The sequence below is a fragment of the Sphingopyxis sp. LC363 genome (assembly GCF_000756385.1).
In the GTDB taxonomy this organism is placed as follows: Bacteria; Pseudomonadota; Alphaproteobacteria; order Sphingomonadales; family Sphingomonadaceae; genus Sphingopyxis.
Genome location: NZ_JNFC01000019.1, coordinates 1 through 14,184 on the forward strand (window position 1 = coordinate 1; position 14,184 = coordinate 14,184).

The 14,184-nt window shown below is 65.9% G+C and carries 15 protein-coding genes and 1 other RNA gene; 8 read left to right on the forward strand and 8 right to left on the reverse strand.

Annotation, left to right across the window (positions count from 1 at the left end):
- Window positions 1–722 (reverse strand): TPM domain-containing protein (locus FG95_RS08480; RefSeq protein ID WP_235211504.1); only part of this gene is annotated, 722 nt, incomplete at its 3' end.
- A gap of 145 nt (window positions 723–867) precedes the next feature.
- Window positions 868–1,470: a LemA family protein gene (locus FG95_RS08485; protein WP_037555290.1), complete on the reverse strand. Its 603-nt coding sequence runs from the start codon at window positions 1,468–1,470 to the stop codon at window positions 868–870.
- A gap of 117 nt (window positions 1,471–1,587) precedes the next feature.
- Between FG95_RS08485 and mscL the strand changes: the two genes are divergently transcribed.
- Both mscL and ssrA read left to right on the forward strand, forming a co-directional pair.
- Entirely contained in the window at window positions 1,588–2,004 is a 417-nt protein-coding gene (mscL, locus tag FG95_RS08490) for a large conductance mechanosensitive channel protein MscL (protein WP_037555346.1), read from the forward strand.
- A gap of 28 nt (window positions 2,005–2,032) precedes the next feature.
- Window positions 2,033–2,389: a transfer-messenger RNA gene (gene ssrA / locus FG95_RS20170) on the forward strand.
- Between the two features lie 38 nt (window positions 2,390–2,427).
- Here ssrA and FG95_RS08495 read toward each other — a convergent pair.
- From FG95_RS08495 to FG95_RS08505, 3 genes are all read right to left on the reverse strand, one after another.
- Entirely contained in the window at window positions 2,428–2,907 is a 480-nt protein-coding gene (locus tag FG95_RS08495; RefSeq protein WP_235211505.1) for a CinA family protein, read from the reverse strand.
- A 110-nt stretch (window positions 2,908–3,017) separates the two neighbouring features.
- Window positions 3,018–3,866, reverse strand: a complete 849-nt coding sequence (locus FG95_RS19850) for a BON domain-containing protein (protein ID WP_052182219.1) — start codon at window positions 3,864–3,866, stop codon at window positions 3,018–3,020.
- Window positions 3,867–4,046: 180 nt separating this feature from the next.
- Window positions 4,047–4,457: a MerR family transcriptional regulator gene (locus FG95_RS08505; RefSeq protein WP_037555292.1), complete on the reverse strand. Its 411-nt coding sequence runs from the start codon at window positions 4,455–4,457 to the stop codon at window positions 4,047–4,049.
- A 69-nt stretch (window positions 4,458–4,526) separates the two neighbouring features.
- Here FG95_RS08505 and FG95_RS08510 point away from each other — a divergent pair, with 69 nt between their 5' ends.
- Together FG95_RS08510 and FG95_RS08515 are read left to right on the forward strand one after the other, a co-directional pair.
- The gene (locus FG95_RS08510) at window positions 4,527–5,147 is read left to right on the forward strand and encodes a cation transporter (protein ID WP_037555293.1); all 621 of its coding nucleotides are present in this window, start codon (window positions 4,527–4,529) and stop codon (window positions 5,145–5,147) included.
- 134 nt (window positions 5,148–5,281) lie between these two features.
- A complete protein-coding gene (locus FG95_RS08515; RefSeq protein WP_037555294.1) occupies window positions 5,282–6,670 on the forward strand; it encodes an exopolysaccharide biosynthesis polyprenyl glycosylphosphotransferase in 1,389 nt (462 codons plus the stop codon).
- Window positions 6,671–6,682: 12 nt separating this feature from the next.
- On the opposite strand, the gene FG95_RS08520 is transcribed toward FG95_RS08515, so the two are convergent.
- From FG95_RS08520 to FG95_RS08530, 3 genes are read right to left on the reverse strand one after another with little or no spacing between them, the layout of a single operon-like run.
- Window positions 6,683–7,684 (reverse strand): polysaccharide pyruvyl transferase family protein, encoded by a 1,002-nt coding sequence (locus FG95_RS08520; RefSeq protein WP_161786541.1) that lies wholly within the window; start codon window positions 7,682–7,684, stop codon window positions 6,683–6,685.
- Window positions 7,681–9,162, reverse strand: a complete 1,482-nt coding sequence (locus FG95_RS08525) for a lipopolysaccharide biosynthesis protein (protein WP_037555296.1) — start codon at window positions 9,160–9,162, stop codon at window positions 7,681–7,683. The genes FG95_RS08520 and FG95_RS08525 overlap by 4 nt, the downstream gene beginning before the upstream one ends.
- The gene (locus tag FG95_RS08530; RefSeq protein ID WP_235211506.1) at window positions 9,152–9,913 is read right to left on the reverse strand and encodes a glycosyltransferase family 25 protein; all 762 of its coding nucleotides are present in this window, start codon (window positions 9,911–9,913) and stop codon (window positions 9,152–9,154) included. Before FG95_RS08530 ends, FG95_RS08525 begins: the two co-directional genes overlap by 11 nt.
- Before the next feature lie 227 nt (window positions 9,914–10,140).
- Here FG95_RS08530 and FG95_RS08535 point away from each other — a divergent pair, with 227 nt between their 5' ends.
- Genes FG95_RS08535 through FG95_RS08550 form a run of 4 tightly spaced genes read left to right on the forward strand, consistent with a single transcriptional unit; the run spans window position 10,141 to window position 14,181 of the window.
- Window positions 10,141–11,010, forward strand: a complete 870-nt coding sequence (locus FG95_RS08535; protein ID WP_037555298.1) for a glycosyltransferase — start codon at window positions 10,141–10,143, stop codon at window positions 11,008–11,010.
- Window positions 11,010–11,975, forward strand: a complete 966-nt coding sequence (locus FG95_RS08540) for a glycosyltransferase family 2 protein (protein ID WP_037555299.1) — start codon at window positions 11,010–11,012, stop codon at window positions 11,973–11,975. The genes FG95_RS08535 and FG95_RS08540 overlap by 1 nt, the downstream gene beginning before the upstream one ends.
- Window positions 11,972–12,886, forward strand: a complete 915-nt coding sequence (locus FG95_RS08545; RefSeq protein WP_052182221.1) for an endonuclease/exonuclease/phosphatase family protein — start codon at window positions 11,972–11,974, stop codon at window positions 12,884–12,886. The genes FG95_RS08540 and FG95_RS08545 overlap by 4 nt, the downstream gene beginning before the upstream one ends.
- Window positions 12,883–14,181: an outer membrane beta-barrel protein gene (locus FG95_RS08550; RefSeq protein ID WP_037555301.1), complete on the forward strand. Its 1,299-nt coding sequence runs from the start codon at window positions 12,883–12,885 to the stop codon at window positions 14,179–14,181. The genes FG95_RS08545 and FG95_RS08550 overlap by 4 nt, the downstream gene beginning before the upstream one ends.
- The last annotated feature ends 3 nt before the right edge of the window (window positions 14,182–14,184 follow it).

Consider the following 14,184-nt stretch of genomic DNA (forward strand, 5'->3'; position numbering starts at 1 on the left):
CCCCATGACGAACCGCCGCCGCCGCCGCCCCAATTGCCCCAGTCGTCGTCATCGCCCCAGATGATGATCGGCGCGGCGCCCCATGGCCCGCCCTTGCGCCGTTTCCTGCCGCGCCGCGAGCGGCTCGACAGCCAGGGGATGATGAAGAAGATCAGGATGATGAAGCCGATGAAGAAGAGGCCGCCGAAATTGCCGTCGTCGGCGCGGTCGCGCTCGGCCTTGTCGGCCGCGGCAGCCCGGGCGGCGGCTTCCTCGGGCGTCAGCTGGATCTGCTCCGCGATCGCGTTGACGCCATCCCGAATGCCGCCGGGCATATCGCCCGCCTTGAACTTGGGCGTCACGACGTCGCGGATGATCCGGCCCGACAGCGCGTCGGTCAGGATGGGTTCGAGGCCATAGCCGACCGAAATATTCATCCGTCGCTCGTTCGGCGCGATCAGGAAGACGACGCCGTCGTCCTTTTCCTTGTCGCCGATCTGCCATTCGCGACCGAGACGGTAGCCATAGTCGGAGACGTCATGGCCCTCGAGGTCGTTCACCGTCGCGACGACGAGCTGATGTCCGGTCTTATGCTGGAATTCGAGCAGCTGCGTGTTCAGCGCGGCTTCCTCGGCCGCGGGGATGATGTCGGCCTGATCGACGACGGGGTTGCCCGCGAGCTTGGGGAAGGTCTGCGCCGCGGCGGGGGAGGCGACGACCGTCCCGGCAATGGCAAACGCCAACCACGCGGCCAGTTTGCGCTTATGCAGAAAAACTCCGCTCGTGCTGAGCTCGTCGAAGCACCGTTCTTCCTCCTTTTGACGTCGAAAGAAAGAACGGCCCTTCGACAAGCTCAGGGCGAACGGTAAATGGGTCATACCGCTTGCCTTAGCTGCCGAAATCGACCTTCGGCGCCTGATTGGCGTTGGGCGTCACCGCGCGGTACGGCGTCATCGGCTGCGCGCCATGGACGATCTTGGCACCGATGATGTCGGGGAAGGTGCGGATCGTCGTATTATAGTCCTGCACCGCGGCGTTATAATCCTGCACCGACACGTTGATGCGGTTCTCGGTGCCCTCGAGCTGGGTCATCAGGTCGGCGAAGCGCGCCTGGCTCTTGAGATCGGGATAGGCTTCGACGGTAACGAGCAGGCGGCCGAGGGCGCTCGACACATTGCCTTGCGCCTGCTGGAAGGCTTGCACCTTGGCCGGATCTTCGAGATCGTCGGTGCTGAGCTTCACCTGCGTCGCCGAAGCGCGTGCCTGGATGACGCCCTCGAGCGTCGACTGCTCGATATTGGCGGCGCCCTTCGCGGTTTCGACGAGATTGGGGATCAGGTCGGCGCGCCGCTGATAGGCGGCCTCGACATTCGCCCACTTCGCTTTCGCGGCCTCTTCCTTGGTCGGGACGCTGTTGATGCCGCAGGCGGACAGGCTCATCGCGGCGACGGGCAGGATCAACCAGCGGGCGTTACGATAGGTCATGGTCATCAGGCTCCCTCCGGCGGCGTTTTGCCGCAACAATACACATAATAGGATCGCGCTTGCCTTTGTGCAATCGTCGCGGCAGTTTTCACGGCACGGCTCAACAACTTGGGGTACGACAAGATGCTGAATGAATTCAGGGAATTTATCGCCCGCGGCAATGTCATCGACCTCGCGGTCGGTGTCATCATCGGCGGCGCCTTCGCAACGATCACCAAGTCGCTGACCGAGGATATCATCATGCCCGTCGTCGGCGCGCTCTTCGGCGGGGTCGATTTCTCGAACATGTTCATCCGCCTCGGTCCAGTGCCGGCGGGCGTGTCGGCGACCGACTATGCCGCGCTCAAAGAGGCCGGGGTCGCGATGTTCGGCTATGGCGCCTTCATCACCGCGACGATCAACTTCCTGATCCTCGCGTGGATCATCTTCCTGCTGGTGAGGGCGGTGAACAAGGTCGTCCGCAAGGCGCCCGACGCGCCGGCGGGGCCGACAGAGGTCGAACTGCTGGCCGAAATCCGCGACGAGCTGAGAAAGAAGTAGTTCGCGATCCGCGACGAAACGCCCGCCCGCTCTTTCCAAGCGCGGGCGGGCTTCCTATATGGGTTGTTGCCGGCTTCGGCCGGCTATGAGGATAAATGGTGTCGTGGAATAGACACAGCGGACCCGGGGGCAGTACCCGGCGGCTCCACCACAAACCCGCGTTTCATCGATGGGCGCGCGGGTTTCTGACGGGGCCGAACCAGGATCGACGTGTGTTCAAAGACGATGTTTTCTTCCGGGCTGAGTAACCCGTTCAAGGCTCAAAACTATAAGTGCTAACGATAACGAAGCACTCGCTCTTGCTGCCTAACCGATAAGCCTCACGGCCTAAGGTTAGACAAATAGAACGCGGTTCGGACCGAACCGGGCAACAGAATCGGATACCAGCGGCTGGGGACGAGCCGGGCAACAGAATCGTCCCACCTATTCCTCCCCAATCAACCGCAGCATCAACCTGATGCCTTCGCACGCGGATCGCCGCCGCACGGCATCACGGCCGGCAGCGCCGAGATGGAGTTCGAGCGTTTCCATTCGTGCGCCGCGCAAGGCCGCCAAATATACCAAGCCCTCCTCGTCTTCCGCCCCGGCGGGTCCGGCAAAGCCGGTGATTGCGAGCGCCAAATCCGCACCGGAGGCTGCGAGCGCGCCCGTCACCATCGCCCTCGCGACCGCTGCAGAGACCGCGCCATTCTCCTCGATCAGCGCGGGCGCAATACCCAGCATCTCTATCTTCGCTTCGTCGCTGTAGGTGACGAAGCCACGCTCGAATACATGTCCAAGTCCCTCGACATCGGTGAGTAGCGAGGCAATCATTCCGCCCGAGCAACTTTCGGCGGTCCCTATTCGCAGATCGCGTGCAGACGCGGCGCGAAGCAGCTGCGCCACCAGATCATCCAGATCCAAGTCCCTGACCATCTCCCCCTAACGTTTCGGCCCCGATCTTGTTTCCTCGGTAGACGAGGGAAAGGGAAGTAACTGATATCGCTTCCCTTTCCATGGTCAGTCTGCTGCTATCAGCTGCCCTGTGGGGCGAACGACGTGCTGTCGACGCGCAGATTGTTCTGCACATGCTTCACGCCCGTCACATCGTCGGCGAGATCCTCGGCGCGGCGTTTGGCGCGCTTGCCGTCGACGCTGCCATCGAGCGTGACTTCGCCGCTCGACACGGTGACGCCGATGCGCGAGGCGTCGAGCCAATAATCCTCGGTCAGCCTGTCGTTCACATCCTCGCGGATGCGGTCGTCCGAACGGACATAATCGGCAGGGCCGCGCCCGCGATGGTCGCGCTCGCGGCGGCGCTGCGCTTCCTCGTCGCCAAACCACGACAGCAGCTCGTCACCCGCGCGCTCGAAGAAGCCGCGCTCGTGACGCCCGCGCGGCGAATAGCCGCCGCGGTCATAGGTCGATCGGCCGAAATCGGCGGCACCATAGGGGATATAGGTCGGCCAGCCATAAGGGTCAGCATATCCCATATAGGCCCAAGCCGACTGGCGATTCTCGCGGTCGCGCCAATCGCGATCGCGCGAACCGCCATAGCGGTCCTTGTCGTCTCGGTCGCCATATCGCTGATCGTCGTCCCAATAGCGCCGCGCACCATAAGCGCGATTCCAGTCGTTTCCGGCATAATCGCGCGGGCGATCGGCGCTGTAATGGCTGCGTTCGGTGCGCTCGCGCCCGCTGCGGCCATGGTCGCCATAACGCCGCGTCTCGCGCGGACCGAATCCGGCTTCGGGATAGCCGCCATAGGCGTATCCGCCGTCGTCGGCGCGGTTCGATTCCCACTCGTAAAGCGGTCCCGATTGCATATCGCGATCGCCGGTTTCGTCGCGGCTGCCGCGATCTCTGTTCGTCTGCCTCTCCACTTTCCGTCTCCTCTTTTCGCTGGGGGAGCGGTTGGCAGGCGCCAAGGGGGCCGACGCCCCCAACCTGTCCGATTGACGCGTGTACGGCGCCCGGGTTCCTGCCTGTTCGACAAAGCGAGTGGAAATAGCCGCGCGACCTTGATCCATGTTGGCCGCCGCTGTTCCGCGGGGCGGTAGGCTCTAGTGCTGGCTTTCGCAGCGGCTGTGGTCGCCAAGTGCCTCGATGACCCGGCAATCGGCGGCGATGCCGCCGCGGCAGCGCCCGACGATGCGCGCAAGTTCGTCGCGAAGCAGAACCAACTGTGCGATCTTCGCCTCGACCTGCCCCAGATGCGCGGTCGCGATCCGGTCGGCCTCGCCGCAGTCGCGCGCCGGATCGTCCGACAAGTCGAGAAGCGACCGGATTTCCTCGATCGTGAAGCCCAGCTCGCGTGAATGGCGCACAAAGCTCAGCCGCGACCGGTGCGCCGGGCCATAGCTGCGATAATTGGCCGCGGTGCGGGCGGGCGCGGGGAGCAGGCCGATGCGCTCATAATAGCGGATGGTTTCGATATTTGCGCCGGTGGCACGCGACAATTCGCCGATCTTCATCGCTTGACCCTGTAGTTGCTACAGGGTGCATATAGGACGCCGACTCGAAGATAACAGGAGATTTCGGCGATGGCCGATCGATGCTGTGCCGGCAAAAGCGGCAAGACCGCGCTGAACAACCCCAAATGGCGTCGCGTCCTGTGGTTCGCGCTGCTGGTCAATGCCGCCATGTTCTGCGTCGAGATCGTCGCGGGCGTCGCGGCGGATTCGCGTGCGCTTCAGGCCGACGCGCTCGATTTCCTCGGCGACAGCGCCAATTATGCGATCAGCCTGGGCGTGGCGGGTATGGCGCTTGCCTGGCGCGCCCGCGCCGCCTTGCTGAAGGCGGCAACGATGCTCGCCTTCGGGCTTTGGGTTTTCGGATCGGCGGTCTGGGGCTTCCTTGCCGGCTCGGCGCCACATGCCGAGACGATGGGACTGATCGGCGCATTGGCGCTCGCCGCCAACGTCGCGGTCGCCCTGATGCTCTATCGCTATCGGACGGGCGATGCCAATATGCGCTCTGTATGGATCTGTTCGCGAAACGATGCGATCGGTAACCTTGCCGTGATGGGCGCGGCGCTCGGCGTATTCGGCACCGGGCGCAATTGGCCCGACCTCGCCGTCGCGGTGATCATGGCCGGGCTCGCGATCTGGGGCAGCCTTGAGGTGTTCCGGCAGGCGCGGGGCGAACTTGCGGCCGGCACCTGAACCTCCGGCCGGTCGTCCTCCGCACGGATCATCCTGTATCCGGCACAAGCCCGCGCTGCCCGCTTGTAATTATTGCCTCCCCGGACATGTTGCATCGCAACAAGATTATGTGAATTCAGGGAGTCTCCCATCCCATGACCAAGATCGACCTGGCGCTCCAGGGCGCACCCGTCCGGACGCCGATTGCGAAAGCGGCGCGCCGCGATGCCAAGATATGGCTCTGCCTCGGCCTGATGGGGTTGGACGCGGTAGCGCTGATGGCGGGTTTTGCGGTGACGCTGATCATCGAAGCGCCGCGGAGCATTTCGGAGAGTTTGCTGACGGCGCTGCTCGGCGCGCTGCTCGTTCACGCGGCGATCGCCTTTCAGAATCAGGCCTATAACCCGCGCTGCCTGACCAAGCCGCTCAAGAGCTGCCGTCAGACGATGCTCTCGTTCGCGACGACCTTGCTCGTCTTCCTCCTCGCCGCCTTCTCGCTGCGCGTGACCGGCGACGTCCCGCGCTTCGCGCTCGGCATGGGCATGGTGACCGCGCTGATACTGCTTGTCGCGCAGCGGTTGCTCGTCTGCCATGTCGTGCGCCGCGTTTTCGGCGAGATGACGGCCGAACTGGTGATCGTCGACGGCGCGAACCTGCCGCCATCCTATCTGAAGCGCGATATCATCGACGCGCGCGCGTCGGGGCTTCGCACCGATCTCGACGACCCGTACATGCTCGACCGGCTCGGTACGGTGTTGCAGGATTACGACCGGGTGACGATCGTTTGCGCGCCCGAGCGGAAGGTCGAATGGGCCCGCGCGCTGAAGGGCGTGAACATCCTTGGCGAGATCGTGATGCCCGAGATCGCCGAACTGGGGCCACTCACCACGCGGCAATCGGGCGGGGTGACGACGCTGGTGGTATCGTGGGGCCCGCTCAACCGCGCCAACCGGGTCAAGAAACGCGCGCTCGATCTCGCGGTGACGATCCCGGCGCTCTTCGTGCTGGCGCCCTTTCTGATGCTGGTCGCGATCGCGATCAAACTCGATTCGCCGGGACCGGTGTTTTTCCGGCAGGAGCGGATGGGGCGCGGCAATCGCATTTTCCGGATCCTCAAATTCCGCAGCATGCGCGTCGAGGCGACCGATGCGAACGGCGCGCGCTCGGCGAGCCGCGACGACGACCGGATCACGCGCGTCGGCAAATTCATCCGGGCGACGAGCATCGACGAACTTCCGCAGCTGATCAACGTGCTCTCGGGCGAGATGAGCCTCGTCGGGCCGCGCCCACACGCGCTGGGCTCGACAGCGGGGAACGAGCTGTTCTGGCGCGTCGACCGGCAATATTGGCATCGCCACGCGCTCAAGCCGGGCATCACCGGGCTCGCCCAGATCCGCGGTTTTCGCGGTGCGACCAACACAAAACGCGATATCGTCAACCGGCTGGGCGCCGACCTTGAATATCAGCATGGCTGGTCGCTGCTGCGCGACGTTTCGATTCTGGTGCGCACGGCGCAGGTGCTGATCCACCGCAACGCCTATTGAGGCGCTGAACCCTCAGCCGTCGACGATCTGCGGCGCGGTGCCGGCAAGCGCGGTTTCGAAAGCCTCGGCGCGGCCGGTCGCGCGCATCAGTCCTGCATAATCCCCGGTCCATTGATCGGCGAAGCCCGCGACCTTGCCATAGCTGTTGTCGAGCAGCACATGCGGGATGTCGAGCAACAGCGAGAGGATATGCGCGTGGAGCCGGTCGGTGACGACCAGCTCGCCGGTGGAGAGCATCGCGAGCCCGCGCCCGAGCCGCCATTCGGCCAGGCGCTGTTGCCGCGCGGCGCGCTGCGCCACCGGATCGCGGTTGAAGAGCCGGCCGAGCCCCAGCGACAGGCGCAGGCGGCGCTTTTGCGCGGCATCTTCTTCAAGCCAGTCGTCGGCGACTACCCCGGCGGGGAGCGCATCGGCGCTGCCGGGTGCTCGCTCATGATCGGTGCGGAGCAGCGCGAAGACCGGCACGATGGCGGGACTCCGCTGCTGGCGGCCCAGCATCAGCGCGGCATCGGGGCAGAGCCGGATCGCGCAATCGAAATGCCGCTCGGCAAAGGCGAGCGAGCGGGCGTCGCGGACCAGCAGCGTGAACTGGCCGTGATCGCGGATCGCTTCGGCCATCTCGGCCGCGGCGGCGGGGTCGGCATAGTGGATCGACTGCGGCATCTGCACGATCGGACGGCCGCGGTGCGTGCGAAGAAGGTGCAGACGAAACGCTTCATGCTTCGGCCACAACGTCCCCATATTGCCGCCGCCGTGGATCAGGATCGGACCGTCGCCGATCGCTTCCCGGCAGGCTTCGTCGTCGAAATCGGCGATCGCCGAATAATAGGCGGGCAGGCGGTTCCGCTTGCGCAGATAGGCCATCTCGCCAAGCCAGATCGCCGAATCGCCGACGTTGGAATGATCGGGAAAGTCGACGAGGGCCAGCCGATCCGCCGGCAGCACGGCATCGAGCACGCGGGCAAAATGGTCGGCGAGTTCGCCGACAAGCAGGTCGGCGCTTTTCATGGTCATATCGGGCTCTTTCTGAGCTGTCTGGAGAGGGAGAGGAGGCGGCCGCGCCATGTTCCGGAGATGGCGAGCAACGCGATACCGTAAAAGAGCGCCCCGACAGCCGTGAGCAGCAGCAAGGCCTGCCATCCCGCGAGATGGTCGCCCAGCAGCCGCAGAGCGACCGCGAGCGCGACGCCCATCAGCGAGGAGGCGACGAGCGGCGGGCCAACCGCGCGCAGGCTGTCGATCGGCCGGATGCCCGAGGCGCGGCGGAGCAGCCAGATCTGCATCGGCAGGGTGAGATAGGCACGCCCGACATAGGAAACGGCCACCGCGAAGAGGCCGAAGGGCAGCGCCGCGAGCGTCAGCGCGACGCCGAGCACGAGCTGCGTCGTCGAAAGCGAGATCAGGCTGCGCGATGCGCCGAGCACGCTCAGCGAGGGCGAAGCGAAGAAGTTGAGCGTGAAGGGCACCGCCATGAAGGCGAAAATCTGGGCGAGCTGACCCGCCTCGGCCCATTTGGCGCCGAACACGGTCGGGATCGCGATCGGGGCGAGCGCGCCGAAACCGACCAGCGCCGGAAAGGACAGCGCCGAAGCGCGCGAAATCATCCAGCGATAGGCACGGCGCAGTTCGGCAGGATCGTCCTTGACGCGGGCGAGCGTCTGGACCGCGACCTGCGTGAAAGGCTGGATCGCGCCGCGGCCGATTAGCTCGACGGTCCGCCAGGCGGTGCGATAAATGCCGACGGCGGCGAGCCCGATCCCGGCGCCGATCGCCATTTCCTGCACGCGGACGGTGGCGAGAAAGGCGAGCTGGACATAGATCAGGCTGGCGTTGAGCATCAGATTGCCGCGCAATATGACCCAGTCGAACTGCCAGCCGGGTTTCCAGTCATAGGAAGCGCGCGACAGGATGAGCCCGACGATCTCGGTGACGAGACGCTGGATCACGAGGCTCCACAGGCCGAGCCCGGCGAAAGCGGCGACCACGGCGGCGGTCCCGCCGATCAGTCCGCCGACGACCGAGCGCAGTGCGGTGGTGCGGTGCCCGAACTCGCGCAGGCGCAGCGCCATATGCGTCGCGCCGAACGAGGATATCGGCAGCGTCAGGCTCATCACCGCGAGCGGCAGCGCGATATCCGGCGCACCCATCCAATTGGCGATGGGCTGGGCCAGCGCCATGATCAGCAGGGCGGAGAGGAAGGAAAAGGCCTGCTGCGAGCGATAGATGGTGTCGAGGAAGGCCGGCGTGATGTCCTTCTTGCGCGCGATCGTCTGGACGAGGCCGGCGGTCGCGATGATGCGGAACGCCTCCGCCGTCACCGCCATCACTGCGAAGGCGCCGATGTCCGCTTGGGTCAGCAGGCGCGCGAGGATGACGAAAACGACGAAGGAGAAGATCTGGTCGGAGAGGAAACGCGTCACCGTCCAGCCGATCGAACTGCGGCTGCGTGCGCGTAACCCCGCGTCGAAGCGGGTGGGGAGGTCAGCGCTCAAGCAGGCGCCTCGCTTTCAGCATCCGCATGCGTGCGCGCTCGATATGGCGCCAGAGTCTTTGTCTTGCCGAATGGTAGAGCGGGTCGTTCTTCGGAACGAAGCGCGAATTGCCGATGTCCGAGACGATCGCCGCCTCGAGGATCGGCGCCGGATAGAGCGCGAGATTAGGCAGGCCGTGCGCCCACGACCGGTCCATCTCGTCATCGATCGGGCGGCGGACGGTGCGGCAATGCTCGACAAGCCGCCGCGCGCCCGGGAGCGTGATCGCATAGCCCTGGGTGCCGTAAGCGAGTCCGACCAGCTCGACCACCGCGCGCGAATGCTGGAGGAAGTCGCGCTTGACCACGCGCTGCCACGTCGGCCGCTTGGCATAGAGCCGCAGATAATCGATGCCCTCGGCATGGAGATCGGTGCGCGCGAGCGGCTCGAGATAGGCCCAGTCGACGACCGTATCGTCCTCGAGGATGATCGACTGGCGCACGCCGCGGTCGACCATGTCCTGCCAGATCGAGAAATGGCTCGCATAGCAGCCGATCTCGCCCTTGCTCATCGCGCGGCCCTTGTTGCGGCGGATCGCGGCGTCGTCGACCGTCATCCCCGCCGCAGGGCCGGTGCACGCGTCGAAGAAACGCCAAGCGAGCGACGTGTCCGCGGCGCGCGCGGCGAAGGCGGCCCGCCGAGCCTCGGCGGATTCGAGCGACACCACCAATATTTCGGCAGCCTCGCCCGATTCGGGCAGGAATTCACCCACGGATATACGTCTCCTATTCACCGCCGCTGCGGGGTCTGCGCGGTGCAGAACGGGCGACCAGCCCGACGCGATCCTTGGTAGCGGGCAATTATTTGAGAGCGAAGGCACCCCGGCTCCGGTCGTCCGGTCAACGGGGCGGCTCGTCTTCGCAGGTGCAGCATAAGGTTGACCCGGACCGGGCGAGAGGCCGATTGGATCGATGCGGGGGCACTTAAACAGGCGAATCCATGTTTGAAGTCGCAGTCGTCATACCTGTCTGGAATGGGGAAGCGGTGCTCGGCCGCTGTCTCGAAGCGCTCGCGCACCAAACCTTGCCGCGCGAGGCTTATCAGATCATCGTCGTCGACAATGGGTCGAACGATGCCACGCGCGAAATCGCGCGGAGCTACGCCGGCGTCGAGCTGCTCGAAGAGGCGCGGCCCGGCTCCTATGTCGCGCGTAACCGCGGGATCGAACGCGTGCGGGCGCCGGTTACCGCCTTTACCGATGCCGATTGCGAGCCCGCGCCCGACTGGCTGGAACAGGTGGTGCGCGCTGCCGCCGCTAACCCGGGTTTCGGCGTGCTCGCGGGCAAGATCGAGCTGTTCGACGAAATCGCGCCCGAGCGCGAGGTGTTCGGCGATTATGAGCGGCTTTTCAGCTTTCCGCAGGCGCACGCGTCGCGCGGCAATTGCGCGACCGCCAATTGGGCGAGCGAGACGGCGCTGCTGAAGGAGCTTGGCGGGTTCGATGCGGCTTTGAAATCGGGCGGCGACCGCCAGATGGCGCTGCGCATCCGGGGCGCCGGCCGGCCGCTCATTTATGTGCCGGCGATGACCGTCCGCCATCCGGTGCGCGCGAGCCGCGCCGAGCTGGTGCGCAAGCGCCAGCGACTGAGCGGCGGACGCTGGGACCGCACCGTGGGTCGCCCGCGCCTCGTCCATGTGCTCGGCATCACCGCTGTCGATACGGTGCGGCGATTGCGCCGGGCGGCGATCACACGCGAGCTGTCGTTGCGGCGACGGCTGGCGGTGATGCTGCTGACGTTGCAGCTCGCCGGGGTGGCGGTGGGCGAGTTCCTCAATCTGGCGGGGGGACGAAAGGCAGCACGCGACTGATGACAAATTCCCGACCCGCTCCGCGCTTTTCCGTGGTGATGCCGCTCTATAACAAGGCCGCGCATGTCCGCGCGGCGATCGAGAGCGCGCTCGCGCAGAGCTATCCGGCGCACGAGATACTCGTGATCGATAATGGCTCGACCGACGGCGGCCGCGAACTGGCGGCCGCGGTCGGCGACGATCGAATCACGCTGCTCGACCTCGCGACACCGGGACCGGGCGGCTATGCGGGGCGCAATGTCGGCATTCGCGCCGCGAACGGCGACTGGATCGCCTTCCTCGATGCCGACGACCTGTGGCAGCCCGATCATCTTGCGGTGCTCGCCGAAGGCATCGCCGCCGACGCCGATGTGCGCGCGGCGGCCACGCGGTTCGACCATGTGTTCGAAGATCGCGTGCAGCCGCAGCGGATCGCGCCTAAGTTGGATCGCGCGCGGAGCCTGGACTTCGCGGACTTCCTTGAAGCATGGCTCGCGGTGCGCGAATGCCCGATGTGGACCGGCGCGATCGCGATCCGCCGCGACACGTTGTTCGAGGCGGGGCTGTTTCCCGAAGGGCGCGCGGTGCGCGGGGGCGACAAGGATTTGTGGCTGCGCGTGCTCGCCAAGGGCGCGCTGCGCTATGATCCGCGGATCACCGCGCGCTTTCACCGCGACAGCGACAACAAGGTCAGCAAGTCGACCACGACGCTCGACCTGCCCTGTCTGGTCGAGACGGCGCGGGCGATGCTTGCCGACGCGACGCCGCGCGAAGCCGCCTTGCTGCGGCGGCTCGTCAATCAGGAAATCGCGCATTATGCGCGCTATGCGATGAAATATCCGGGCCGGACGGCGATCCGGGTCGGCGATGTCTATCTGCCCGAGGGGACGGGCACCGCGGCGCTCCTGCTCGCCGCGAAGCTTATCCCAGCGTCGCTCCGGCAGTCGGGCCATGCCCTGCGCAACCGGCTGCGCGCCCGCGCGTGAAACCGGTCCGCGCCTTCGGTTCCCTGCTGGCGGGCGGGGGGATCGTCGCTGCGTGGCTTTCGCTCGCCGGCGGATGGGTGCCGGCGCTCGACCTGCTCGCCTCCTTCCTCCCCTTCTTCGGCGTGGCGGTCTTGCTGGGGCTGTTGTTCGCCCGGTGGCGACCGGGCCTTACGATCGCGGCGGCCCTGCTGGCGCTGGTCCCGTTCGCGATCGGCGTTGCGCCCGAATGGCTGCGTTCGATTCCCGCCGCGCCTTCGGACGCGCCGCGGGTTCTTGTGCTGACGCACAATGTCTGGGCGGGCAACTCCGACCCCGCCGACACCGCGCAGACGATCATCGATGCGAAGCCCGACGTGGTGATGCTGCAAGAGGTGAACGGCAGCTTCCGGCCGATGCTTGCGGCGCTGAGCCAGCATTTCGCCCATGCGACCCGGTGCCCGCGCGGCTGCGACCTCGCCATATTCTCGCGCTGGCCGATCGCCGATGGCGATTATTTTCTGAAGGACGCGACCGGCCGCAAATTCGGCCCCGCGTTGCTCTGGGCGCGGATCGTGCCACCCGCGGGAGAAGCGTTCATGGTCGCGACGCTCCACTATCCCCGGCCGACGTCAAGCGACCAGGCGGTGCGCAGGCGCGACGTGGCGCATGCGTTGGCGCGGATCGATCGCGATGCCTTGATCGTTGCAGGCGACATGAACCTGACCCCTTGGGCCGCGGCGATGCGCGAGCAGGACCGCGCGCTTGCTCCGCTCACCCGCATGACGCGTGCGCCCAGCTGGCCGCGTGCGCTTCCCGTGCTGCCGATCGATCATCTTTATGCCGGGCCCGATTGGGGGCTGGTGTCCACGCGGCAATTGCCCGCGACGGGGTCGGACCATCGGCCGATTCTCGTGACGTTGGCGCGCCGATGAAACGCGTCTTTTCCCTCGCGCTGCTCGGCAGCTGCGGCCTCGCCGTGCCCGCGCTGGCGCAGCAATCGGACGCGACCGACGGGCTCGGTTCGGTGTCGAGCGAAAACAGCTTCGGACGCGACCGCAACATCAGCGTGCTCGAACGCCGTCGGCCCGATTATACGGCGGAGCCGATCCGTGTCGGCTCGCTCGAACTGATGCCGCGCATCGCGGTCGGCGCCGGCTACGACGACAATCTCTATGCGCAGCCCGATGACGAGATCGGCGACGCCTATCTACGCATCCGCCCGCGCATCTCGCTGGTGCGGCCGTCGCCCGACCTCAAGCTGTCGCTCGAAGGCGAAGTCGATCTGCTCCGCTACGCCGACCGGTCCAGCGAAAATGCCACCCAATATGCGGTGAACGCGGGCGCGGCCTGGACGATCAGCAAGTCGGACACGCTCGACATCACGCTGCGCAATGGGCGTTACAGCCAGGAACGCGTCTCGCCCGACAGCCCGACGCAGGCGTCGCGGCCGATCCGCTTCACTCTGAACGGGGGCACCGCGACCTATACGCACGTCTTCAACCGGCTGCGCGTGCGTGGCGTGATCGATGTCGAGAACCGCAATTACAGCGACAGCGTGACGCCGGGCGGCGATCCGATCGATCAGGATTTCCGCGATCACACCAGCTATACCGGCACCGCGATCGGCGAATATGCGTTGAGCCCCAGCGTCGCGCTGTTCGTCGCGGGATCGCTCGGCAAGCGCGACTATCGCGAACGCAGCGGCCCGGTTCCGGCGCGCGATTCGACCGGCTTCGACCTTGCCGCCGGGGCGAGCTTTGAACTGGGGCGCAAGGCGCGCGGATCGCTTCGCCTCGGCTATCTCCATCAGGATTACAAGGCGGCCGAGTTCGAGGATGTCTCGGGCTTCCTCGTGCGCGGCGAACTCGCCTATTTCCTGACCCCGCTGGTGACGATCACCGGCACCGTCGACCGCGGCATCAAGGAAACCGGCGTCAACGGCGCTACGGGCTATCTCGCTACCAACATGACGCTGCGCGCCGATTACGAGCTGCTGCGCAACCTGATCATCAGCGCGGGCGGCGAGCTGGAAAAGCGCGATTTCAACAATATCGACCGGCAGGACGAGCGCTGGACCTGGCGCGCCAACGCCTCCTATCTGGTGAGCAAGCGGCTGGCGCTGCGGTTCGACGTGCAGCGGCGTACCCAGTCGAGCTGGGGCTTCAACGCCGGCCGCGAATTCACCGATAACCGCGTCTCGGTCGGGGTGACCTTCTCGGGTTTGTAGGCC

Coding starts and splice junctions, on each gene's coding strand:
- FG95_RS08485 (WP_037555290.1), bottom strand. CDS start 1,470: ATGACCATGACCTATCGTAACGCCCGCTGGTTGATCCTGCCCGTCGCC.
- mscL (WP_037555346.1), top strand. CDS start 1,588: ATGCTGAATGAATTCAGGGAATTTATCGCCCGCGGCAATGTCATCGAC.
- FG95_RS08505 (WP_037555292.1), bottom strand. CDS start 4,457: ATGAAGATCGGCGAATTGTCGCGTGCCACCGGCGCAAATATCGAAACC.
- FG95_RS08510 (WP_037555293.1), top strand. CDS start 4,527: ATGGCCGATCGATGCTGTGCCGGCAAAAGCGGCAAGACCGCGCTGAAC.
- FG95_RS08515 (WP_037555294.1), top strand. CDS start 5,282: ATGACCAAGATCGACCTGGCGCTCCAGGGCGCACCCGTCCGGACGCCG.
- FG95_RS08520 (WP_161786541.1), bottom strand. CDS start 7,684: ATGACCATGAAAAGCGCCGACCTGCTTGTCGGCGAACTCGCCGACCAT.
- FG95_RS08535 (WP_037555298.1), top strand. CDS start 10,141: ATGTTTGAAGTCGCAGTCGTCATACCTGTCTGGAATGGGGAAGCGGTG.
- FG95_RS08540 (WP_037555299.1), top strand. CDS start 11,010: ATGACAAATTCCCGACCCGCTCCGCGCTTTTCCGTGGTGATGCCGCTC.
- FG95_RS08550 (WP_037555301.1), top strand. CDS start 12,883: ATGAAACGCGTCTTTTCCCTCGCGCTGCTCGGCAGCTGCGGCCTCGCC.